The sequence below is a fragment of the Mycobacterium sp. NGS48 genome (assembly GCF_059812585.1).
Genome location: NZ_JCALCY010000002.1, coordinates 428,857 through 451,503, shown reverse-complemented (window position 1 = coordinate 451,503; position 22,647 = coordinate 428,857). Strand labels below are relative to the sequence as shown.

The following is a 22,647-nucleotide window of genomic DNA, read 5'->3' as shown; positions in this document are numbered from 1 at the left end:
TCCTCAGCAGCGGCCCTGCGGCTGGAATCGTTACGACGAAAGGCGTGACTGTAACGCTAACGGTAAATCATTCGTGGCGGGAATGAAACACCCATTTATCCCTTCGATGCCGCCTCGATGACCTCGTCGAGCACGCCGAGGTTACTGCCGAGTTCGGTTGCAATACTTCTGGCTATCGCGACGTCTTTGCCCACGAATTCACCGGCCATCTCGGTGAATGTGGCGACGGAACCGCCGCCGGCGATCAGGTCCAGCACGCGGCTGGCTGCGCTACCGTGCGTAAGTGCCGACAGCAGCGTCGACTCCGGCACGCCGAGGCGCCGCCCGAGCTCGACGGACTCGGACAGCAGCCCGATGTTCGCGGCGAACATCGCATTGTTGACCAGTTTCACCTTTTGCCCGGCACCCAACGGGCCGACGTGCAAGACCGGATTGCCGTAGCAGCTCAACACCGGCCGCACCCGAGCGACTGTTTCATCGGCTCCGCCCACGAACACGGTCAATTCGCCGGCCGCGGCGTTATGCGGTCCACCGCTGACGGGGGCATCCACCACCTCGACAGCAGATGAGGCTGCGATCGCTTCGACGGTGCGCGGACTTCCGGTGGTATGTACTACCAGGCTCGAACCGGCCGCCATCGTGGCGGGCAAATCGTTGTCCAGACAAACCTGGCGCACTTGCTCGTCGGTGAAAACACAGACCACGACGACGTCGGCGCCGGCGCTCAACTCGACTACCTCGGACACGCCCGTCGCACCCAATTGGGTGATGGCGGCCCGTTTCTCGTCGGATCGGCCTAATGCTCGGACGTCATGGCCGGCGTCGACGAGGCGACCCACCATCGGCCGGCCCATCCGCCCTGCACCGATGAAGCCGATTTTCACCGTGGGTGGTCCATCAGGGTCAGGGTGGCGTCGGCGGCATCCAGCACGGCGCCGCCGGGAACGGTGGCAGTATCGGCAAGGTCGGCGACCAAGCGGGCATCCTTCTGCAGCAGTGCGCCCGCTAGGCCGGCAAGCCGATCCAAACCGCCGGTGTCACCACCAAGAACATTGAGCGCGAAGCTGTTCCCGCTGCCGCGCGAGATGACCTCGGTGAGACGGTCCGGCAAGACGCCGAGTGCCTCGCCGAGCGACAGCGCGCCGGCCGCCGTTCCGAGGTTTGCGGTGAACAGCAGGTTGTTCAGCAGCTTGGTGGTTTGACCAGAACCCAGATCGCCGAGGTGCACGATGGGGTTGGCGTAGGTTTCGAACACCGGGCGGCAGCGTTCGACCACCTCCGCGTCGCCGCCCACCATCACCAGCAGACGACCCTCCTCGACGGCCGGCGCCCCGCCGCTCACCGGGGCGTCGATCACCGAGACGCCTTGTGCCTCCGCCATTTCAGCTAATTTGTGGCATGTCTTCGGATGTACGGTGCTGTGCACGGCGATCACGCTGCCCAGTTTGAGTCCGGCCAGTAGTCCGTTCTCGCCACCGGCAACCTCTTCGATGTCGGCGTCACCGACGACGCACAGGCAGACAAGGTCGCTGACGGCAGCGAGCTCGGCCGGCGACTCGGCGACCTTGGCTGCCGTGTCGCCGAAGGGCTCGAGTGAGGCAGGTCTGCGCGCCCACAACGTCGTCGGATATCCGGCTTCGACGATCCTTCTGGCCATGGGAGCACCCTGACTGCCCAGCCCGATGAACCCCACCTGCATCAACCGGCCTCCAAATCAGCTTGGGTAGCGAGACAGTCCTCGACGAACGCAAAGACCTTCTCGTGATACGCCGCGGCGGTATGACCGAGGCTGAGATTGTGTCCCGCGTCGCGTTGTTCGTTGATCACGAATCTCGGTGCGGCGGAGAACAGCGCAGCGATCTCCGCCAGCGCCGCCGGGTCGGACTGCCAGACCTTTTCGTGCTCGGCGACGCTGAACTGTACGGGGACGCGCACCTGGGCGGCTACGCGCGGGAAGTCGTGACGGGGCCAGTCGGTGACCATCGCCGCCTCGTAAGGTGCGCCGGTGGCGGCGTTGGTGATTCCGCCCACCACTTCGGCGGGATACAAATGCGCCGGATGCCACAGCAGTTCACGCAGCCCGGGTGGCCGGTGCGTCGGGCTGGCCGTCTTCAGCACCTCTCGGGCCGCGGGGTGGTAATGAAGACCGGTACCGGACATTTCCACACCGAGCAGACCGTGACCGCGGTCATCGGCGGCCATCCGCAGCGCCAATTCGCAGCCGTTCGAATGGGCCATCACGAACAGCCCGGCGCCAGAGGGCCGCTGGCCAAGGATGCGGTCGACCGCGCCATACGCCAGTCGGACCCGTTGCTCTGGTTCTGCCAGCGCCCCGGGATACGGCGCGGAACTGCCGTAGCCGGGCCGGTCGAGCGCAATAACTGTGAAGCCGCGCGCAGCACCGGTGCGCAGCAACGACAGCGCTGGATGGCCAGGGCAGTCGAAATAGGCGGCGGTGGTGCCGCCGCCGTGCAAGGCGATGACAGTCGCTCGTGGCTCCGGTGCTTCGGCGACAAGCGCAGACATCGGCACCCCGTCGACGATCACCACTCTCGGGCGGAGGCTCATGCGCCGCTCCTCCTCATCGCGCTCCGCGGCCCCCGCTGCGCGGGGACCCCGCTGCATCGTCGCCGGCGCGGGCTCATGCGTCCGTCCGCAGGAGCAGAACGCCGCTGGGCGTCAAGCCGCCGCTGCTGACCACGCCCACGCGGGCGTCGGCGACCTGCCGGTCGCCGGCCTCGCCGCGCAGCTGGCTGACAGCTTCGTGCAGCAAGCCCATGCCGTGCGTGCGACCGTGTGACAGCTGACCGCCGTGGGTGTTGAGCGGCAACTGGCCATCGCAGGCGATGTTCTTGCCGCCGTCCAGGAATTCGCGGGCACCGCCGATCTCACAAAATCCCAATGCCTCGATCCAGGACAGGCAATTCATCGTGAACCCGTCGTAGAGTTCGGCGACATCGACCTCGTCGGGTTTCAGCGATGTGCGCGACCACATGTGCGCCGATTGGCCCAGCACCTGGGGTTCATGAGTCAAAGTGCTCTGGTCCCAGTCGATTCGCTCGACGATCTGCGTTCCCACCGCTTCCACCAAGACCGGCGACTTGGGCAGGTCGCGGGCAGCGTCAATGGCGGAGACGATGACGGCGATCGCCCCGTCGCACGGCACATCACAGTCGTAGAGCCCGAACGGCGTGGTGATGGGCCGCGCATTCAGGTAGTCGTCCATGGTCATCGGAGATCGGTAGACCGCCGACGGGTTGAGTTCGGCATTGGCGCGCTGGTTCAACGCAATCCAGCCCAGTGTCTCTTTCGTGGTCCCGTAGCGATGGAAGTGACGCTGCGCGTTCTGCGCCAAGGTATGCGCTGCCGAGGTCGCGCCGAACGGCATCAACCAGCTGGTCGTGCGACCCCCTGGTGGGGCGATCTTGCCCTGCTTCATCAACTCGTTGTAGGTGGCTTCCCACAGCGTCCGGAAACACAACACGTGACGGGCCAATCCGCCGGCGACGGCGAGCATCGCGGCAATCACCGAGCCACCTGGACCGAAGGTCTCGATGCCACCGTTGTGCCACACTGGCCGGATACCCAGCGCCGCCTCCAGCGCGGTGATGCCGCCCTCACCGAACCCGCCCAGGTTGCCGCCGCCGGGATAGGTTGAGAGGCCGTCGATATCGTCGAGCGTCAACCCGGCATCGGCGACGGCGGCTTCGCACGCCTGCACCGTCAGCGCCAGCGGCGGCACCATCAGCCGGCGACCGATCTCCGACATGCCGATGCCGGTGAGGGCGACCTTGTCCTCGAACTTCTCCTGCGTGAGCATCGGCCGGACATGCTCGCCGAAGCGCTCGGGAGCGATCTCGTCGACGGGCAATGGCGCCGCGGCACCCTCGACGGGACGAAACAACGGTAGCCACACGTCGTCGACCTGCTCGAAGACGACCTCGACGGGCTGTCCCAGCTCCAGCCGATCGGGGTCGCAGTCAACGATGTTGGTGGTCAACCGAACCCGTGGATCTTCGTCGATCGCGACCTGCGCTACGACATATGGAGCCGGCAGATCGGGCAGGCTGAATCGATGATTGACGGTGAACCCGGCCAGCGTCGCGCGACCAGACACTGCCCGAACAGCCATCTGGTGTGAGCGACAGTACCGGCACACCGGGGCGGGCGGATGGATCAGCGCCGCGCAGTCGGTGCACTCCTGTAGCCGCAAAGTGCCGTCGGCGCCTGACGTCCAGAAGAACTCATTGTCCTGCGTGATCAGGGGCAGTGGTCGTCCGCTCAACGGGTGAACCCCCACTCCGCTTCGTTTTCTTCGGTTTTGAGGTCTGCGGCGGGATCCTCTGCGCAGTCCGACGGCGGATGGCTGTCGTCGGGCCTACGCTCACCGATCTCCATAATGGCGTGTACCGGGCAGTCCATCAGGGCGCGCATCACCGCGTCGCGGTCCTCTTCGGAGACAGTGCCGTCGCCGATCAGGGACGCGTATCCCCAGTCGTCGAGCGAAAAATACTGCGGCGCATGCTTGGCGCAGATACCGAACCCGTCGCAGATGGTGCGGTCGAGGCGGATTTTCATGCGTTCGCACATGTCGGCTCAACCTCGTAGGGCCGCTGGGCTCGGAATGTGTCGGCTTGACATGCAGCGCAGCCGTTTTCGCGATGCCGTTCTATGGCGTGCGGAAACTGGTCGAGGAGCGTTGCCGCGACGTTGCAGGCGGCGTCCAGCGTCGCGCAGGCGCCACGTCCCCGCAGCACCACCGACCAGCTGCGCAGCCGGACCAGGTCTTCGTCGGTAGCGACACCGTCGCGCAGCGCCGCGGCGACGGCTGCCATCGCTGCGGTGCCGTTGAAGCATGAACCGCACTGCCCGGCGTTTTCGCGATCGAAATAGGCCAGCACCGAGGCGGCGACGGCTACCGCGCAGTCATCGGTGAGCACCGTGACGGCGCCGGCGCCCAAGCCGCTGCCCAGTCCACGCAACGTCTCGTGGTCCATGGTGGTATCCAGCACCGTGCGGTTGAGTAGGCCGGCGAAGTAGCCGCCCAACAGCGCGCCGTTGACTTGGTCGGGCGAAACACCGTGCAGCGCAAGCAGGTCTGGAAACGTAACGCCATGTGGAACCTCGTAGAGACCCGCGGGCCGCCTGGCGCCGGTGAGCGTCATCAAGAAGGTCCCGGGAGACAGCGCCGTGCCCTGCGCGCGAAACGCTGCCGCGCCGTGCCGCTGCAGGTAAGGCAGATTGGCCAAGGTTTCGACATTGCTCACCAGCGTCGGGCGTCCGCTGACTCCCTGCTGGAATGGTCGGGGAGGTTTGTCGGTCGGCTTGACCGGGCCGCCGTTGAGTGCGCGGACCGCCGCGGTCTCTTCGCCGGCGATATAACCGGGATCGACCACCCGAATGCCGACGCTGACGTCGCCGAGGGTGCCGGTATCGATTTCGGTCAGGGCGGATTCAACGCTGCGGGCCGATTCCGGATCGGACATGTACACGTAGACCTGGTCGGCGGCCACGATTGCCGCCGCCAGCCGCAGCCCGTCCAGAATCAGATGCGGCCGGTTGCGCAGCAACCATCGGTCCTTGATCGAGGCGGGTTCGCCCTCTTCGCCATTCGCCACGACAACGGTGCCGGATCCACTGCGTCGGCCGCTGTCCCGCACCGCGAGTAGCTTGACCGCCAGTGGGTAGGCGGCACCGCCGCGGCCCAGCAACCCGCTGCGTTCGACGTCGTCAAGCAGGCCGTCGGCGGACTCGAGGTGACGGTAGCCGCCCGATTCCCGATATGCCGCAAAGTCCTCGCGCCCCGGGTGATCGCGCAGCAATCGCGGTTCGCAGCCGGGCCAACTGGCGACGGTGAGGGCCGAAGCGGTGGCGGTAGTTTCCATCAACCCTCCCTCGCTAGGCTGGTGTGCATGCGAACCGCGGTGGTGCGGGTGGGTGTCGACCCGTCGGGAGCGCTGACACCTGCGCAGTTAGACCAGGGCATGGTCGCCCTCCTGGAGCTCGCGCAAGCAGCCGGCGCCGACGTGCTGGACATCAGCCTTGGCGCCATGCCGATCGGTCGCCGCGAGGTGCAACTGCTGATCGCCGGCGATGACGTCGAGGCGGTCACGCGGACCGCAGTCGAGCTGTGTCGCAAGGCGTTCGGCACCGACCCGGTTGCCGGCGTGGTGACCTACGTCAGCCGGGGAACCGACGACGACGCACACGGCGTACTGGCGGGATTCGGGCTCACCGGCGAGATCGAGCGCGTACCGGGGGACGACGGATTTGACGTTGTCTATGTGACGCTGCGGCAGGCCGACCTGGATCGGATGCCGGAGAGCCGTATTCACACCGCGCTGGAATCCGCGCTCAACTCTGAGGTCCACATTCTCACGACGTAGCGTCATCGGCTGCTCAAAAACCCCAGAATTGCGGGCGCGGCCTGCACCCAGGTGTCAAACATGTTGAAGCGATCCACCTTTCCGGCGGCACGCTCTTCGCCGGCCCGTTCCCAGGCGTCCTCCGGCCACGGCGGGTCGATGAGCTTGGAACCCTTGATCAGACAATTGACTTCCAGTGACGTCCGCTTGGGATGATCCCAATCGTTCTCACCGCCACGGATGATCAAGGTGGGAACCGTGATCCGGCCGAACATCTCGTCGTCGACACCAGGGATGGTTTGGCCCGGCTTGGAGACGAACGCATTGAGCCAGCGCAGCATCACCGTGAGGAACTCGTCGCGGTCCAGGTCGAGCAGTCGCTGCTTGTTGGCCGGGTTCTCCTCGATGCGCTCGCGCCATTCGGGGACCTTGAGCAGTCCCTCGATCCCGCTGCCGCGTACCGCGAGAATGCTGGGAACCACGTAATACGAGCCCAGGACGAAGGTTCCGTAGATACCGCCGACGATGTTCCAAACCACGAGCTTGGTGACGAGTTCGGGATAGAGCATGGTTGTCAGCATCGAGTCTCGCGCTCCGCCCGAACCACCGGCGATGATGCACGGTCCGGTGTCGAGTTTGGTCAACAGGCCGCGCAGGGTCTCGGCCCGCATGTGCGACTCGCTCTGACCATAGAATTGCACGTCGGAGGCCCCGCAATTCGGCCGGTCCCACAGCAATACCCGATACCCGCCGTCGACTAGCGCATCGGCCAGCGGACGAAGTCCGGGTATTTCCTTGCTGAACCGGCCGCCTGGCGTCAAGACGATGAGATCACCCGCAGAGCCGAGGATTTCGTAGACGACATCCCCGCCGTTGATCTCGATAGACGACACGCGCGTTCTCCTCAACCTCAGGCCATTACCAGAATGTCATTGCCGACGACCCGGACCGGGTAAGTGCGGATACTCCACTCGGGCTTGACTGCGGTGGTACCGGTAGCCAGCTCGAAACCCCATTGATGCCATGGGCAGTAGATGTACTCGAGGTCGCGGACCATCACTGCGTCGCCGGGGACACTCTCGTCGACGATGCTGCGGCCCCGGGCACGTCCCGAACACAGCGGACCACCTTGATGCGGGCAGTAGTTCGCGATGGCGTAAAACGTGCCGTTGATGTTATAGACACCAACGCCGTGGCGTCCGATCGGCACCAACTTGTGTGTGCCCGGCGGGATTTCGTCCACCGTCGCGACGACATGCTCGCGACCCTGTGCCAGCCGGGGCCGCTTGACTTCTTCGGGCATTCAGTGCACCCGTACCTGACCTTCGAGCACCGGAACCGTTTCCGGCAGGTGATAAGTCGCGATGCCGTTCTTGAACATGACCGCCTCGCGCGCCGTCTTGGGCAAATGCTTGACCAGCCAGCGCGGGTCATCGAACGTCCAGTGCGGGTAGTCCGACGAATACAGCAGGATCTTGTCGCACTCCATCCACTCCAGCGCACGGGTCAACTCGGTCTTGTCCTCCGGGTAGTCCAGTGGCTGGGTGGTGAACTTGATGTGCTCCTTGAGGATTTCCGACGGCTTGCGCTTGATGTCCAGCCACGACTTGCGGGCCTCGTAAATCGCGTCCATCCGCCACATCAGCGGCAACACCCAGGAGAAGGCATGCTCGACGAACACGATCCGCAGGGTGGGGAAGCGGTCGAAGACACCGTCGAAGATCAGGCTCATCACCTGATTGGCGGCCAGCAACGAGTAAGTCACCATGAAATCGTGGTTGTAGCTGGGATATCCGACCGGCGGCATCGGTAGCTCTTCGAAGTGGCTGCGGGACAAGTGGCAGCTCACCGTGATGTCGTGCTTGGTCGCCGCGGCCCAGATCGGGTCGTACTTCGGATCCCCCCACGACGGGCGCGGCTCGGCTTTGATCAGGATCTGCGCCATGTAGGGGTGCCCGGCCCACCGCTCGATTTCGCGAACGGTCGCTTCCGGCTCCTCGATGGCCGCACAGATCGACCCGCGCCACCGCTCGTGCCAGTTGTTGTGGCTATCGAGCCAATGGTTGGCCTGCCAGTCGTTCAAAGCGCATGACATCGCGTGCTGCGCTCCAGGCAGCCGCGCCGGGTAGGCGCCGGGTTCCAGGATCGCGATGTCCGAGCCGGCCTCCATGATCAGCTGCCGGAATGCCATGTCCGGATCGCTGCCGGGGAACTCACCGCCGGAGGGGAAGGTGTCGACGCGCATCGCGTAGGCGTGCGCGTAATCCGGAGCGTCGTAGTAGATCTGCTCACCGACATTGCGGGCGAGGAAATATTTGCTGCGCCACGGCTCCGGGATGTATTGGGTCAGCTCACCACGTTTGGGCACCGGATGAACATCGGAGTCGACGCACCGGACAGCGATGCGCTCGGCGGCGGGGACCCGCTCTTGAGTCTGAATCGTCGTCATCGTGGTCTCCCTTGCTTAACTTCTACTGTGCAGCCACGCTGGCCTGGACATCTATGCCGTAGAGCTCTGCCGCGTTGCGCCAGCACAACTTGTCGCGCTGCTCGGCGGTGAAGGCACTGGGGACTCGCACGTCGTTGCACTGCCAATGCGGGTAACTGGAGCCGAACATCACCATGTCGTCCTTGCCGGTGAAGCCGAACCATTCGCCGGCGAATTCCGCATCGCCAGGGCCGTCGAGGCTGCCCTGCACGAAATAGACGTGGCCGGGCAGGTAGTCGCTCGGCATCTTCGGCGCCCACGGCGTCTGCTCGAGGTGCGGCCGGCCGAAGCAGTCCATCCGCCAACTGAACGGTGTCACGAAATCCGCGGCGCCGTCGGCCCACACGAACTTGACCGTGGGGAACCGCTCGAACACACCCTCGGCGATCATGTTCATCAAGTGGTAGAGGTAATTCAGCGCCATGAAGCTGACGTACTGCTCATAGGTGCGGGTGTTACCGGATGGCGTGGGCGGGTAGGCGATGCCCGAGCCGACCTCGATGTGCACGGCCACAGGCAAGTTCGCGTCGGCTGCAGCTTCCCACAGCGGCCAGAACTGCGGTTTGCCGTAGAGCTCGCGTGACTGCAGCGGGACGCCGATCTGCACCACCTGCGGGTGGTCTTGATACTTGGCGATCTCACGCAGTGCGCCGGCGACGTCGTCGGGGTTGACCCGGATGGTGCCGCGGAACCGATCGCCGAACTCGGCGGATTCCAACCAGCGCGACACCATCATCTCGTTGTGCGCGGCGCACAGTGCACTGCCCAGGTGCCGGTCGGGCATGATCCCGCGGCCCATCGGATGCAGCACTGCGACGTCGACTCCGCGTTCGGCAAACAGGTGGTTGCCGACCATCGCGGGGTCTGAGCCCGGATAGCCGATGTCACGCCCGCCGGTGCCCTTCGCGTACTCGCCGCCGGGAGCCCCGTACCAGTCCATTTCGTAGTCGGGAAAGCCGCGGCTCTTGAACGGCTCACGGAGGAAGTTGCGAAGGTCAGGTGTCGACGCGGAGAAAATGTGCACGCTCGCGTCGATAACCGGTGTTCGTGTCCCGTCAGCGTGCTCGATCACGAAGGCCACCTTCCGGCTGCAACGGTTTGACCGGCCGGGCCCATGTTGCCTGTCGATAGGTAATCTAACATTCTCGTTTACCACCAATCAACGGATTTCCGGTAAGCGTTTCGATTAATCACGGGGCTGCTGCCGGAGACCTGCTGTAAGCAAAATTCTTCCAATTCGAGAATAGCATTCTGATCCAGCATGCGACGGCCGGTCCACGTCGTGCGGGTTTCTCGCCTGATAGCCGCGCCGCGTCCGAGTTGTTCGACCGCAAGTGGTTTCGCCGTCGCCGAGACGGTTACTTTCGATAACGAGAATGCTATTCTCGAACGGTTGGCCACAGCGGCGAGGAGGCGCGCGAATGCTCTTGGAGTTCGATGCTGATCAGCGGCTGTGGCAGGAAACCGTCCGCGATGTCGTCGCCAAGCAGTGTCCGCCGGCGTTGGTGCGAAGCGTCGCCGAAGACGACGCTGACCCGAGCCCGGCCTGGAAGGTCTACGTCGATCTCGGCTGGACCGAACTGAACGAGGCGGCCAGCGCGGTGGAACTCGCCATCGTGACCGAAGAGTTGGGTCGCGCCGCCGACCCCACCCCGTTCCTGGCGACGATGACCCAGTTCGCGCCGTTGGCAGCCGATCGGTTCGACCCGCACCGCTCCGGGACTGCGGTCTACACCGGCGTGTCCGCGCGCCGCGACGACGACGGATGGGTGCTCGACGGCACCGCCCGCCACGTGCTGGACGGGGATCGCGCCGAGCAGCTCGCCGTGGTCACCGACGCAGCGGTGTTCATCGTCGACGCCGGTGCGGTAACTGCCCGGCGCACCCCGGTGTTCGACCCGGTGCTGCATGTCGCCGACGTGACGTTCGCCGGCGTTCGGGTCCCCGACGCGGACCGGGTCAGCGTCGACACCGAGCGGGCGCGTCATGTCGCGTTGACCGGTATGGCCATGACGATGGTCGGTGCCTGCCAATGCATTTTGGATCTGGTCCTCGAGCATGTCCGCAGCCGTCAGCAATTCGGGGTTCCGATCGGTTCATTCCAGGCGATCCAGCACAAGGCCGCCGATATGCACGTAGCGATCGAACGCGCCCGTGCCCTGGGCTATTTCGCCGCGCTGACGATTGCTGAAGACGATCCGCGCCGCCGGTTGGCCGCGGCGATGGCCAAGGCCGCGGCCGGCGAGTGTCAGTCGCTGGTGTTCCGGCACGGACTGCAGTCGTTCGGCGCGATGGGCTTCACGTGGGAGAACGATCTGCAATTCGCGCTCAAGCGCGCCAAGGCCGGCGAGCACATGCTCGGCGGCGCTGCCGAGCATCGCGCAATGATCGCAGAGGAATACCGTGCAGCTCACCTTTGATCCCGACGTCGAGACGTTCCGCGCGGATTTCTCGGCCTTCCTCGACGAGCATCTGCCTGCCGAAGCCGAAACGCTCGAGCGCCCACGGTCGGTGTCGCACATGCCGGCATGGACACGACGTTGGCAGCGCTTGCTGTTCGACAACGGCTGGCTGCTGCCCGGTCAACCTCCGGAGTTCGGCGGCCGCAACGCGACGGTGTTGCAGCAGTTCGTCCACCTCGAGGAGCTGTGCCGTAGGCGCATCTACCACAGCTTCAATCCGCAGGGCGTGAACATCATTGCCGCATCGTTGTTGTCGTTCGGCAGCGACGAACAAAAGCAGCGCTTTGCGGTGCCGATCCTCCGGGCCGAAATCACTGCGTCGCTGGGGATGAGCGAGCCCAGCGCGGGCTCCGATCTGGCGTCACTGCGTACCCGCGCGGTGCGCGATGGTGACCATTTCGTCGTCAACGGGCAGAAAGTGTGGACGTCAGGGGCGCACGATGCCGACGTGTTGCTGACCTTTGTGCGCACCGACCCGGACGCTCCAAAGCACAAGGGCATCAGCGCATTACTGATCCCGACGGATACTCCCGGAGTGGCGCGCCGCCCGTTCCCGTCGATCTGCTCGATCGATGACCTCGACTTCAACGAAGTGTTCTTCACCGACGCGCGGGTGCCGGCCGAGAACCTGGTCGGACCGGAGAACCAAGGCTGGCGGGTGGCAAACGGATCTCTCGGCCACGAACGCACGATGATGTGGCTGGGTTTCGCTGATCGACTGGATAACCTGCTCGCCGATTTCCGCCCTGCCACGGCGCTGGAGCGTGACCAGTACGCCACGTTGGCGATGGACCACCAAGCCCTGCGACTGCTGGGCTCGGTGGCGTTGGCGCGCGCCGCGCGCGGCGAGGAAGACGTGGCGGCCATCTCCGTGCTCAAACTGCTTGGCTCCGAGGCAGAGCGAAGCGCCAGCGAGCATGCGTTGTCGTCGGCCGGCGCCGACGGACTGCTGCATCCCGCGCTGACCGGACCGTATGCGCCGATGAACCTCGATCACTATTTCGCGAGTTGGTTTGAGCGCTATGCCCGCAGCTTCTCCGGCACCATCGCCGGTGGTACGTCGGAGATTCAGCGCAACATCATCGCCCAGCGCGTTTTGGGCCTGCCGCACTGAATCGACCGTCAGCGCCGGCTGTGCCGTTTCATACGCGACGCGCCGTGGTGTGCGTATCAAACCGCACAATCGCGGAGCTAGGAATCGAGCCCGCCGCGCACTTCGAAACGGTCGAGGTAGCGTTCGACGAACTCGCGGGTCGCGTCGTGGCCGCGGGTGATGCCGAGGCTTTGTTCGAGCAACATGATGCGCGCCAGACTCGTCAAGATCATCGACATCACCACCGGCGGGAACTCGTTCATGTCGACGCCGTGGGCGGCCATTGCCTCGGTCAACGCGGCCGACTCCATATCGCCATACCGCTCGGCGTATGCGGCGATCTCGCTGCGAATCGCCTTGCGGTGGTTGGCCAGAGCCATGAACTCCAGCATCAACTGGGCGCCCTGTGTGCTGTTGAGCCGCCACAACGCGTGCAGCGGAGCATCGCCGGTCATGGCTTGACTTTGACGCTGCAGGGTCGTCTCTGCCCCGGTCCGCAAGACGGCCACATAGAGGTCATCCATGCTCGGGAAGTAGTAGTGCACCAGCGCCGGCCGGATGCCGGCCTTGGTAGCGACCCGCCGCGACGTCGCGGCGGCGTAGCCCTCGTCGATGATCACTTCGGCTGTCGCCCGGATCAGCGAGCGCCGGGTCGACGAATCGCGGACGCCCACTCTTGACCGCCCGGCGGAAGGGCTGCTAGACATGGGCTCAGCATATAATTGGGCGATCGCCCAAACAAGGAGAGGGCGCAGTGACAATCGCAAACGACACCGAGGTCTACTACGACCCCTACGATGTCGATATCGTCGCCGACCCCTATCCGGTGTACGCCCGGCTGGTCGAAGAATCGCCGATCTACTACAACGAGCGCTACAACTTCTGGGCGCTGTCACGCTATACCGATGTCGAGCAGGCGCTGCTGAACTGGGAGACGTTCTCCAACAGCCGCGGCGACATCCTTGAACTCGTGCAATCGGATTTCGACATGCCGCCCGGTGTCATGATGTTTCAGGATCCGCCTCTGCACACCATGCTGCGTGGGGTGATGTCGCGGGTCTTCACACCACGCCGGATGGCTGAGATCGAGGATCAGGTCCGGCGATTCTGCGCGCGCTGCCTGGATCCGCACGTCGGGTCGGACGGTTTCGACATCATCGCCGAACTGGCCTCGATGATGCCGATGCGGGTGATCGGCATGTTGATGGGCATCCCGGAAGCCGATCAGGTCAGTGTCCGGGATGCCAACGATGCCGTCCTGCGCACCAGGGCGGGCGCGCCGATGAAGGTGATGGACCCCGACCGGATCGCCGACGGGCGCATCTACGCCGACTACATCGACTGGCGGGCCAAGAATCCCTCCGATGATTTGATGACTGCGCTGCTCAATGTCGAGTTCGACGACGAACACGGCGTGACACGAAAGCTGACCCGCGATGAGGTGCTGCGCTACACCCAGGTCGTGGCCGGTGCCGGCAACGAGACAACCGGACGGCTCATCGGCTGGCTGGCCAAGGTGTTCGCCGAGCATCCCGACCAACGCCGCGACGTATTCCAGGACCGGTCGCTGCTGAACCGTGCCATCAACGAAACCTTGCGGTTCGAGCCGACAGGCCCGCACGTGGCACGTTGGATGGCAAGAGATTTCGAGTGCTACGACACGACGGTGCCGGCCGGCAGCGCCATGCTGTTGTTGTTCGGCGCTGCCAACCGCGACCCGCGCCGATTCGCCGATCCCGCTACGTTCAACATCCACCGCAACGACGGCTCACACCTGACCTTCGGCAAGGGGGCGCACTTCTGTCTCGGATCGAACCTGGCTCGGCTGGAAGGCAGGGTAGCGCTCGACGAGTTGCTCAACCGCTGGCCGGACTGGGACATCGACTATGAGACCGCGCAGCTGGCGCCGACCTCGACCGTACGGGGCTGGGAGCGGCTGCGCATCTTGACATCCTCCACCTGATGAATCAGGTGGATTCCCTTGGCCGTTAGGCGGCGTCGGGTGGTTTGCGGTTCATCGCAGATGCCGCCGGCTCAGGGGCCGGACCCGTGAGGGGCTCGGTCTTACTCTTGCTCCCCGCCTGGCTGACGGGAGTGATCCCGCCCGGTTTCTTACCGGATGTCCCAGCCAGTTGTTCGGTTTGCGCCGCCCAGCGCGTGAGGGCTTCCTCACGCACGTTCACGGCGGCATTGGTGTCAGCATTGCCGGTCCAGGCACACGAGAGGCAACGGAATACCGCTTGGCTTTCGCGGTTCTCCCGTGCTGTGTGCCCGCACCGATGGCAACGCTGACTGGTATAGGCGGCGGGCACCTCAACGAAGGCCACCCCCGCCAGGTTGGCTTTGTACTTGATGCACTGGGCGAGTCTGCCCAGCGCGGCATTGCGCATGGACCGGTTGAGCCCTCGTTTCCGTGCGGCCCCATTCGGCAGAAAGCGAATCGAATTGTTCGGGTCCCGAACAGGTTTGGGCCGCCGTGTCATACGTTCCACCGGCAGTTTCTCGATCCCGATGACATCGTTTCGGCGCACGAGTTGGGTGCTCAGTTTGTGCGCGAAGTCGTCCCTGATCCGCACCTGCCGCGCGGCCAAATTGGCGGCGGCGGACTTGTGCGCCTGATAGCGTCTCGACTCCCAGAAACGCCGCCCCTGGCGGGCCGCGATCACACGGGATTTAGCCATCCGACGCTGATGAAACTTGCGTTGTTTGTCCAAGCCAGCGATGTCGGGGGCATCGTAGAACCCACCGCGGTCATCAGCGGCGGTGTGCACCACACCACGATCAATACCGACGATCTCACCGGTAGGGACCTTGTCGGCGACGGGTAGCGGCTCGTTGACGAACACCACTTGGCGGCGTGTCCAGTTCACCCGCACCGACGTGTAGGCGCGGATCGGCTGCGACAACCGCACGTGCAGCGTGACCTTCCAGCCCAGCTTGTGCGGTTTGCCCTCGGGCCCCAATCCTGGTGCGCGGTGCGTTCTCAGATTGGCGCCGCTGATCGTCACCACACCAGAGCGGCGGCCCGTCTTGGTGAAGACCGCGTTGCGGCCACCGTTGAACCAGCACACAAACCGCCGATCTGAATCCTTACGGCGAAAACCGGGCATCGCCCCCGGCCGCCGGCCCGCAGCCTTATTGGTCGTGCGGCGCTTACCGGCCGCAAACCATTCCGTCGCTTCAGTTTTCCGCGTCGCCTCCAACACCAGTGACGGCAAACCGGCCAGAAAGCTGTGCCGGCGCCGGGCTTGGGCATCGCTGATATCAGTCACCGTGCGCCCGATCGGCACCAGCACCGGCTCCCCGCACGGGTCGCTCACCATCACCCGATCACCGTCACGGTCCTCGCAAGTCAAATACCGGCAACGCGTCGAACGGCGCTGGTTGAACCGGAACCGGAACCCATCACATAGCCAGCCCAACACCTCATCCGGATCAGTCGACCACACCGGCGCCTCGGTGCCATCCGGCCCGGTGACCTCGCCCAGATACACCGCGCTGCCGTGCAGCCGGGCACAGGTGATCGGAACCTGTTGACTCATGACGCCAATACCGCATCCCGCCGGTGTTCGATATAGCGGCGCACCGTCGTGTCCGACACATAGCCGACCGACACGGCGAAATACGCCGGCGACCACAACACCCTCGCCAACCTCCGCAGGTGCGGAAACTCCTGGCGCACCACCCGCGCAGTGCGCCCTTTGAACGCGCGCACCACCGCGGCCGGGGCATCGGTCGGTCCGACACGCACGAACAAGTGCACGTGATCGGGCATCACTTCGTCAGCCACGAACTGCCAACCGTGCTCCTCGGCGATCTGCCCGATCAGTTCGTCCAAGCGGTGGGGGACCCGCCCGCCCAACACCCGGCACCGGTACTTCAGGCACCACACCAAGTGCAGCCCCAGCGAGCACACACCTCCCAGCGTGCGACGAAACCGCTGACCTGACATGACCCGAACACTACGCAACGACACCGACAAAACTCGCCTGACCACGCTGTGGTGGGGTAGGGCCCGCCGACGAAGGCCCTAGTCGATGACGGCGACGTCCTTGCGCTCGGTGATCGGGCGGGCGAGTTCCTGTTCGTCGCAGATTCTTTGCAACTTTTCCAGCGTCTCGTCGAGACCGGCACCCATCGGACGCCCAGGGCTGAAGGTGGCCGGCAAATGCCGCATGCCCTGGATGACCCCGATGGTTTCGTAGTGCACGGTGCCGTCGGGGTCGCAACGATAGTCCGGCATCCGGTTGAGCACCGCGGTCAGCATGGACTTGAACACCGTGCGGGCCACGTTGGAGCCGATGCAGCGGTGCACGCCGAGGCCGAAGCTGAAGTGCCGGTTGCCTTTCCGATCCATGATGATCGTGTTGGGGTCAGTGAACACCGCCGGGTCGCGGTTGGCCATCGCCCAGGAGATCCATAACCGTTCACCCTCTTTGAAATGAGTTCCTTCGATTTCGACGTCGTCGGAGAAGGTGCGTCCGTCGCCGGCGGCGGGGGTGAAGTAGCGCAGAAATTCTTCGGTGGCGGAATCGAGGAGGGTATCCCGCTGCCGACTGAGCAACTCCCGTTGGTCGGGATGCTGCGAAAGCCACTCCATGGCATGCGCGGTCAGCGCGGTCGTGGTGTCGAACCCGCCGCCGATTACCAAACCGAGATTGCCCAAAATCTCCATATCCGGTGCCGGTTCGCCGTCGATCCGCGCCTGGACGAGCGCATTGACGATGCCGGGGCGGGGGTTCTCCCGGATTTCGATCATGTTGTTGAGCAGATCGAGCCCCATCTGACGGTGCATGGCCACGACCCGCTCGAGGTCTGGAGAATGCTCCGGGGTGTACACCGCGGCGTGGGTCGGCTCACTGTAGATCGCCCACTTCTTCAGCGGGATACCCAGCATCGCCAACGTCAGCACCGCCGGCACGATGTTGGCGAGATCGTCGACGAAGTCGATGCGGCCTTCCTGGATCTTCTCGTCGAGGCAGGCCCGCGTCACGTCATCGATGAATGGAACCCAACGCTTGACCGCCGCCGGGGACAGGTACGGGTTGAGCACATTGCGATAGTTGCGGTGCTCGGGCTCGTCCATCTCCAGGATGCCGCCGCGTACGCCGCTTGCCCGCTTGGCTTTCGGGATCGAAATTCCTTGGTAGCCCTGGCGTTCGCCGTTGACGTCGTGGTCGTTGGAGACGTGCGGGCAGCGGGCCAGCTCGAACACTGCCTGGCTGCCGCCGGCGACCCAGTGGCCGTCGTAGGTCTCGCTCCACGCGATCGGACATTTCGCGTGGATCTCCTCGGTGATTTTCTCGAACTGGGTTCGGTATTCCGGCGTGTGCCGGTCGAAGTGATACCGGTTCTTCTTGCGATCGCTGTCGCTGACGACGTCGTCGACGCTCAAGGCCCTGTCTCCGTGCCCTCTTGTGGCGACCCGCGTCGCCCGGCTTCGCCGCCCTCGCGATCGCCACGAATCATGATGGCTTGCTCCGGGCAAGACTGGGCGGCTTCTCGCACCTGCGATTCATGTTCGGGCGGAACGTCTTCGGTGACCGCCGAGGAATGGCCTTCGATGTCGTCGAGCACGAAGGAGTCCGGCGCGATCATGGCGCACAGTGTGTGTCCCTGGCAGCGGTCCGGGTCGACCCAAACCTTCACGTTTCTCCCCTTACTTGCTGAAGTCGTACCACTTCAGGTAGCCGCCGGCGTCGACGCGCAATTGCACACCGGTGACGTACCGGGCCTCGTCGGAGGCCAGCCACAGCACGGCGTTGCTGATGTCTTCGGGCTCGATGAAGGGAATCCGCATCGCCTGCTGCACACCGAAAACCGGCTCGGCATCGGCGCGGGTCGGGTTCTGCAGGTCCGGCCGGAACGACTGGTACATCGGGTCGCTCTGCAGCATCGGAGTATTGGTGTTGGTCGGATGGATGACGTTGGCGCGAATCCCCAGCGGCGCAAGCTCGGTCGCCAGATCGTGTACGTAGGTCGACAGGGCGCGCTTGGAGTGGACGTAGGCCATGCCGCCGGGGTCGTTGCCCGGGTTGTCTTTCTTGGCGGTGTCCATCAGCGCCGCGGTGGAACCGGTGGCGATGATCGACGCGCCTTCACGCAGATGCGGCAGCGCCACCTGAATGGCGTTGATGGTGCCGATCAGGTTGGTGTTGATCACGTCGCACCAGGCCTGCAGCGGCGGTTGGCCTTTCATGCCCGCAACGCCGGCCTGGGCCACCACGATGTCGAGCTTGCCGAACTCGGCCAGACCGCTCTCCAAAGCGGTGCGCAACTCACCGGCCTCGCGCACGTCGGCCTGGGCGATCACCGCAGCCTGGCCGGTCTTCTCGATGAGACGGGCGGTCTCGTCGAGGTCCTCCGGGTCGGCCATCGGATATCCGATGGTTTCGATGTCACGGCAGAGGTCGACCGCGATGATGTCGGCGCCCTCCTCGGCTAACCGCACCGCGTGACTGCGGCCTTGGCCGCGGGCCGCGCCGGTGACGAACGCGACCTTCCCTGTTACCCGACCCACAACTGCTCCTTCCGGTTACGTGTTGCGACCGCCGTTGACACCGAGTATCTGACCGGTGATGTAGCTGGCTTCCTCGGAGATCAGAAAGGCGCACGCGGCGGCGATGTCTTCGGGCCTGCCGATCCGACGTACCGGAGTCGCGGCGATGTTCTTCTCGACGTCGCCGAGATGACCGTGCTCTTCGGCCTTGCGCAGCATCGGGGTATCGATGAAACCCGGCGGCACCGCGTTGACCGTGATTCCGTTGGGCCCATACTCCAGGGCCAGCGATTTGGTGAGCCCGTTGACCGCGGACTTGGCCGCCACGTAGTGGGACATGTAGGGGGTGCCGGAATGTGTGCTCGACGACGAGATGTTGACGATGCGGCCCCAGCCGGCGTCCAGCATGTCGGGCAGCACCGCCTGGATCATGTGGAAGACCCCGTTGAGGTTGACGTCGATGATCCGCTGCCAGTCCGGGAACTCGATTTGGGTGAAGCGTTTGAACCCGTCGAGCCCGGCAGCGTTGACCAGGACGGTCACCGGGCCCAGTTGCTCGCGGATCGCCGACAACGCGGCGTCGACTTGTGCTCGGTCGGTGACGTCGGCGGTGAAGGCGTACTCGGTCTCGGACGGTTTGAGGTCGACGGTGGCAACCCGGTAGCCGCCCGCGCGCAACCGCTCCGCGACGGCCAGGCCGATACCTGATCCGCCGCCGGTGACGACGGCGGTCCTCACGTCCCGGCTCCGTCAGAGACCGTCTCGAACACCAAGAATCTCCCTTCCGATTATGAGAACCCTACTCTCAGACCGAGGTTGGTCGCAAGGCTGGGCAGAAACCCTGCTCGGCCTGCGAAGACAGTGTGGGGCTAGGGCATCGCGAACCCCCACGAGTACGGCAGTCTCGTTTCTCCCGTTTGGTTGAATTCTCGTACCTGGAATGTATGATTCGCCCGGTATGAGAATGCAATTATCCATGTGTCGAGGAGGGTGAAATGAGTGCGCAGGACACGGTGGGGACGGTCGAGGGAGATCGGCAGTCCGTCCCCGGCGACAGCCCCGCGCAGTCATCGGCCGCCGACCGCAGACTGCTGATCGACGGTCGCCTCGTCACCGCACGACAGACCTTCCCCTCGGTCAACCCCGCCACCGGCGACGTGCTCGGCCACGCACCGGATGCCGGCATCGACGACGCGCAGGCCGCGATCGCTGCGGCGCGGCGTGCTTTCGACACCACCGACTGGTCCACCAACGTCGAGCTGAGGATCCGGTGTCTGGATCAGCTGCACCAAGCATTGGTCGACCACGCCGAGGAGCTACGCGACCTGACGATCGCCGAAGTCGGCGCCACCCGCGCACTGACCCACGGCCCGCAACTCGATGAGCCGATCAACATCGTCCGGTATTACGCCGACCTGCTGCGGACCTACCCGATGAGCGAGGATCTGGGCGACATCGAATCGCGCGGCATGCAGCATCACCGCTGGGTGGAAAAAGAAGCCGCCGGGGTGGTGGGGGCGATCATCGCCTACAACTATCCCAATCAGCTGGCGTTGGCCAAGCTGCCGCCGGCGCTGGCAGCCGGATGCACGGTCGTGCTCAAGGCCGCGCCGGATACACCGCTGATCACGCTGGCGCTCGGTGAGCTGATTGCCAACCACACCGACATCCCGCCCGGCGTGGTGAACGTGCTGAGCTCCTCTGACCCGGCGGTCGGCGCCGCGCTGACCACCAGCCCCGACGTCGACGCGGTCACGTTCACCGGCTCCACCGCCACCGGGCGAAAGATCATGGCCGCGGCCAGCGAGACGGTCAAACGCGTCTTCCTCGAACTCGGCGGCAAGTCGGCCGTGATCATGCTCGACGACGCCGACTTCACCATGGCCAGCATGTTCGCGGCGTTCTCCATGGTTACCCACGCCGGTCAAGGTTGCGCCCTGACGTCTCGGCTGCTGGTGCCCACAACGCACCACGATCAGATTGTCGAGCTGATCGCGGGACACTTCGCCAACGTGCGCCACGGCGACCCGGCCGACCCGAAAACATATATGGGCCCACTGATCAACGAGCGCCAGCGGGACAAGGTCCACGGCATGGTGCAGCGGGCCGTCGCCGCCGGCGCGACCCTGGTCACCGGTGGCCAGCGATTGGATCCGGGCTACTTCTATGCGCCGACGCTGCTGACCAACGTCGACCCGGACAGCGAGATCGCGCAGGAAGAGATCTTCGGGCCGGTGCTGGCCGTCATCAGCTTCGACGACGACGACGACGCCGTGCGCATCGCCAACAACTCCATCTATGGTCTGGCCGGCGCGGTGTTCAGCGCCGACCAGGATCGGGCGCTGGCGGTGGCCCGGCGGATCCGGACCGGGTCGTTCTCGATTAACGGCGGCAACTACTTCGCCGCCGACAGCCCATTCGGGGGCTTCAAACAGTCCGGCGTCGGCCGCGAGATGGGGGTGGCCGGGCTGGAAGAGTTCCTGGAACGCAAGACCTTTGCCGTGCCTGTTGCGGGGGGAGCCGCATGAGACCACTGGAAGGGATCCGCGTTCTCGAGGTCGCCATGTACGGGTTCGTCCCGTCGGCGGGTGCGGTGCTGGCCGAATGGGGCGCCGACGTGATCAAAGTCGAGCACGCCGTGACCGGCGACCCCCAGCGTGGCCTGCGCCAGACCGGCATGCTGCGGGTGGAGGGCGACCCCAATCCCAACATCGAGCACGCCAACCGCAGCAAACGCAGCCTCGGACTGGACATATCGATTCCCGAGGGCAAGGAAGTGCTCTACGAGCTGGCTCGCCGCTCCGATGTCTTTTTGACCAGCTTCCTGCCGGGACACCGCACGAAGTTCGGGATCGACGTCGACGACATCCGCGCGGTCAATCCCAAAATCATCTATGCCCGTGGCAGCGCGCTCGGCCCGCGCGGGGTGGAGTCGGAAAAGGGCGGCTACGACATGACCGCTTTCTGGTGCCGGGCCGGAACCGCCGCCACCATCACCCCGGCGGGGATGGACGGAATGATCGGTCCACCCGGACCGGCCTACGGCGACACCATCTCGGGCACCAACCTCGCCGGCGGCATTGCGGCGGCCCTGCTCAAACGGGAGCGCACCGGCGAGCCGTCGATCGTGGACGTCTCGCTGCTCGGCAGTGGCCTGTGGTCGATGGGGCACACGGTGGCGTTGACCGTACATCTCGGACAGCGGTTGGAGGCGCTGCCGCCCGGTGTGCACGGCGCCCCCAATAACCCATTGGTGGGGCTGTATACGACGAAGGACGGCCGCTACATCTCCTTCGTCATGATGCAGCCCACCAAGTTCTGGGCCGACGTGTGCCAGCACATCGATCGCCCCGAATTGGCCGACGATCCTCGTTTCGGCACCGTCGAAGACATCGCCGCACACACGCCCGAAGCCGTGGAGATCCTGAGTACCGTGATCGCCACCCGCACTCTTGTCGAATGGAGTGAGCGCTTCGCGACGTTGGCGGGCCCCTGGGCGCCGGTGCAGGACACCTTGCAGGCCGCCGACGACGCCCAGATCCGGGCTAACGAATATGTAATACAGGCAGGCGAACTCGAACTGGTCGCCAACCCGGTACAGTTCGACGTCGCGGCGCCCGCATCGGGGCCGGCGCCCGGATTCGCCGAGCAGACCGACGAGATCTTGACGGAGCTCGGCTTTGACTGGGACCGGATCATCGAGCTCAAGACGGCCGGCGCCGTCACCTGAGGGGACCCGC

Annotated in this window: 22 protein-coding genes and 1 pseudogene; 6 read left to right on the top strand and 17 right to left on the bottom strand. The window is 64.9% G+C overall.

Annotated elements, in window-relative coordinates; genetic code table 11:
- Nucleotides 1-95: 95 nt before the first annotated feature.
- The 6 genes from AC5Y42_RS05875 to AC5Y42_RS05850 form a co-directional block, all read right to left on the bottom strand.
- Complete coding sequence (locus tag AC5Y42_RS05875; RefSeq protein WP_499896497.1) at nt 96-884, bottom strand: NAD(P)-dependent oxidoreductase; 789 nt, start codon at nt 882-884, stop codon at nt 96-98.
- Nucleotides 881-1,699 carry an NAD(P)-dependent oxidoreductase gene (locus AC5Y42_RS05870; protein ID WP_499896496.1) on the bottom strand — a complete coding sequence of 273 codons (819 nt, stop codon included), beginning with the start codon at nt 1,697-1,699 and terminating at the stop codon, nt 881-883. The genes AC5Y42_RS05875 and AC5Y42_RS05870 overlap by 4 nt, the downstream gene beginning before the upstream one ends.
- The gene (locus tag AC5Y42_RS05865) at nt 1,699-2,568 is read right to left on the bottom strand and encodes an alpha/beta hydrolase (RefSeq protein ID WP_499896494.1); all 870 of its coding nucleotides are present in this window, start codon (nt 2,566-2,568) and stop codon (nt 1,699-1,701) included. Before AC5Y42_RS05865 ends, AC5Y42_RS05870 begins: the two co-directional genes overlap by 1 nt.
- 73 nt (nt 2,569-2,641) lie before the next feature.
- Complete coding sequence (locus AC5Y42_RS05860) at nt 2,642-4,285, bottom strand: thiolase C-terminal domain-containing protein (RefSeq protein WP_499896493.1); 1,644 nt, start codon at nt 4,283-4,285, stop codon at nt 2,642-2,644.
- Nucleotides 4,282-4,578, bottom strand: a complete 297-nt coding sequence (locus AC5Y42_RS05855; RefSeq protein ID WP_499896491.1) for a ferredoxin — start codon at nt 4,576-4,578, stop codon at nt 4,282-4,284. The genes AC5Y42_RS05860 and AC5Y42_RS05855 overlap by 4 nt, the downstream gene beginning before the upstream one ends.
- Nucleotides 4,575-5,885: an NADH-ubiquinone oxidoreductase-F iron-sulfur binding region domain-containing protein gene (locus AC5Y42_RS05850; RefSeq protein WP_499896490.1), complete on the bottom strand. Its 1,311-nt coding sequence runs from the start codon at nt 5,883-5,885 to the stop codon at nt 4,575-4,577. The genes AC5Y42_RS05855 and AC5Y42_RS05850 overlap by 4 nt, the downstream gene beginning before the upstream one ends.
- A 27-nt stretch (nt 5,886-5,912) precedes the next feature.
- Between AC5Y42_RS05850 and AC5Y42_RS05845 the strand changes: the two genes are divergently transcribed.
- Nucleotides 5,913-6,386, top strand: a complete 474-nt coding sequence (locus AC5Y42_RS05845; protein WP_499896489.1) for a hypothetical protein — start codon at nt 5,913-5,915, stop codon at nt 6,384-6,386.
- Between the two features lie 2 nt (nt 6,387-6,388).
- Here AC5Y42_RS05845 and AC5Y42_RS05840 read toward each other — a convergent pair whose 3' ends face one another.
- Genes AC5Y42_RS05840 through AC5Y42_RS05825 form a run of 4 tightly spaced genes read right to left on the bottom strand, consistent with a single transcriptional unit; the run spans nt 6,389 to nt 9,925 of the window.
- On the bottom strand, nt 6,389-7,258 hold the full coding sequence (locus tag AC5Y42_RS05840) for an alpha/beta fold hydrolase (RefSeq protein WP_499896487.1): 870 nt from the start codon (nt 7,256-7,258) through the stop codon (nt 6,389-6,391).
- A 17-nt stretch (nt 7,259-7,275) separates the two neighbouring features.
- A complete protein-coding gene (locus AC5Y42_RS05835; RefSeq protein WP_499896486.1) occupies nt 7,276-7,668 on the bottom strand; it encodes a Rieske (2Fe-2S) protein in 393 nt (130 codons plus the stop codon).
- Nucleotides 7,669-8,814 (bottom strand): amidohydrolase family protein, encoded by a 1,146-nt coding sequence (locus AC5Y42_RS05830; RefSeq protein ID WP_499896484.1) that lies wholly within the window; start codon nt 8,812-8,814, stop codon nt 7,669-7,671.
- Between the two features lie 22 nt (nt 8,815-8,836).
- A complete protein-coding gene (locus AC5Y42_RS05825; RefSeq protein ID WP_499896483.1) occupies nt 8,837-9,925 on the bottom strand; it encodes an amidohydrolase family protein in 1,089 nt (362 codons plus the stop codon).
- A gap of 349 nt (nt 9,926-10,274) precedes the next feature.
- Here AC5Y42_RS05825 and AC5Y42_RS05820 point away from each other — a divergent pair, with 349 nt between their 5' ends.
- Both AC5Y42_RS05820 and AC5Y42_RS05815 read left to right on the top strand, forming a co-directional pair.
- A complete protein-coding gene (locus AC5Y42_RS05820) occupies nt 10,275-11,273 on the top strand; it encodes an acyl-CoA dehydrogenase family protein (protein WP_499896481.1) in 999 nt (332 codons plus the stop codon).
- Nucleotides 11,257-12,429, top strand: a complete 1,173-nt coding sequence (locus tag AC5Y42_RS05815; protein ID WP_499896479.1) for an acyl-CoA dehydrogenase family protein — start codon at nt 11,257-11,259, stop codon at nt 12,427-12,429. Before AC5Y42_RS05820 ends, AC5Y42_RS05815 begins: the two co-directional genes overlap by 17 nt.
- Nucleotides 12,430-12,506: 77 nt before the next feature.
- On the opposite strand, the gene AC5Y42_RS05810 is transcribed toward AC5Y42_RS05815, so the two are convergent.
- Nucleotides 12,507-13,115, bottom strand: coding sequence for a TetR/AcrR family transcriptional regulator (locus tag AC5Y42_RS05810; protein WP_499896478.1), 609 nt, complete (start codon nt 13,113-13,115; stop codon nt 12,507-12,509).
- Between the two features lie 47 nt (nt 13,116-13,162).
- On the opposite strand from AC5Y42_RS05810, the gene AC5Y42_RS05805 reads away from it, so the two are divergent.
- Entirely contained in the window at nt 13,163-14,371 is a 1,209-nt protein-coding gene (locus tag AC5Y42_RS05805; protein ID WP_499896477.1) for a cytochrome P450, read from the top strand.
- Between the two features lie 25 nt (nt 14,372-14,396).
- On the opposite strand, the gene AC5Y42_RS05800 is transcribed toward AC5Y42_RS05805, so the two are convergent.
- From AC5Y42_RS05800 to AC5Y42_RS05775, 6 genes and pseudogenes are all read right to left on the bottom strand, one after another.
- Nucleotides 14,397-15,950, bottom strand: coding sequence for an RNA-guided endonuclease InsQ/TnpB family protein (locus tag AC5Y42_RS05800; protein ID WP_499896475.1), 1,554 nt, complete (start codon nt 15,948-15,950; stop codon nt 14,397-14,399).
- Nucleotides 15,947-16,360 carry an IS200/IS605 family transposase gene (tnpA, locus tag AC5Y42_RS05795; RefSeq protein ID WP_499896474.1) on the bottom strand — a complete coding sequence of 138 codons (414 nt, stop codon included), beginning with the start codon at nt 16,358-16,360 and terminating at the stop codon, nt 15,947-15,949. The genes AC5Y42_RS05800 and tnpA overlap by 4 nt, the downstream gene beginning before the upstream one ends.
- 78 nt (nt 16,361-16,438) lie before the next feature.
- On the bottom strand, nt 16,439-17,803 hold the full coding sequence (locus AC5Y42_RS05790) for a cytochrome P450 (RefSeq protein WP_499896472.1): 1,365 nt from the start codon (nt 17,801-17,803) through the stop codon (nt 16,439-16,441).
- 59 nt (nt 17,804-17,862) lie between these two features.
- A pseudogene (locus tag AC5Y42_RS05785) lies at nt 17,863-18,057 on the bottom strand (ferredoxin); the annotation flags it as partial.
- 10 nt (nt 18,058-18,067) lie between these two features.
- Complete coding sequence (locus AC5Y42_RS05780; protein WP_499896471.1) at nt 18,068-18,928, bottom strand: mycofactocin-coupled SDR family oxidoreductase; 861 nt, start codon at nt 18,926-18,928, stop codon at nt 18,068-18,070.
- A gap of 15 nt (nt 18,929-18,943) precedes the next feature.
- A complete protein-coding gene (locus AC5Y42_RS05775; protein ID WP_499896469.1) occupies nt 18,944-19,645 on the bottom strand; it encodes an SDR family NAD(P)-dependent oxidoreductase in 702 nt (233 codons plus the stop codon).
- Between the two features lie 257 nt (nt 19,646-19,902).
- On the opposite strand from AC5Y42_RS05775, the gene AC5Y42_RS05770 reads away from it, so the two are divergent.
- Together AC5Y42_RS05770 and AC5Y42_RS05765 are read left to right on the top strand one after the other, a co-directional pair.
- Nucleotides 19,903-21,435 carry an aldehyde dehydrogenase family protein gene (locus AC5Y42_RS05770; protein WP_499896467.1) on the top strand — a complete coding sequence of 511 codons (1,533 nt, stop codon included), beginning with the start codon at nt 19,903-19,905 and terminating at the stop codon, nt 21,433-21,435.
- On the top strand, nt 21,432-22,637 hold the full coding sequence (locus AC5Y42_RS05765) for a CaiB/BaiF CoA transferase family protein (protein ID WP_499896465.1): 1,206 nt from the start codon (nt 21,432-21,434) through the stop codon (nt 22,635-22,637). The genes AC5Y42_RS05770 and AC5Y42_RS05765 overlap by 4 nt, the downstream gene beginning before the upstream one ends.
- The last annotated feature ends 10 nt before the right edge of the window (nt 22,638-22,647 follow it).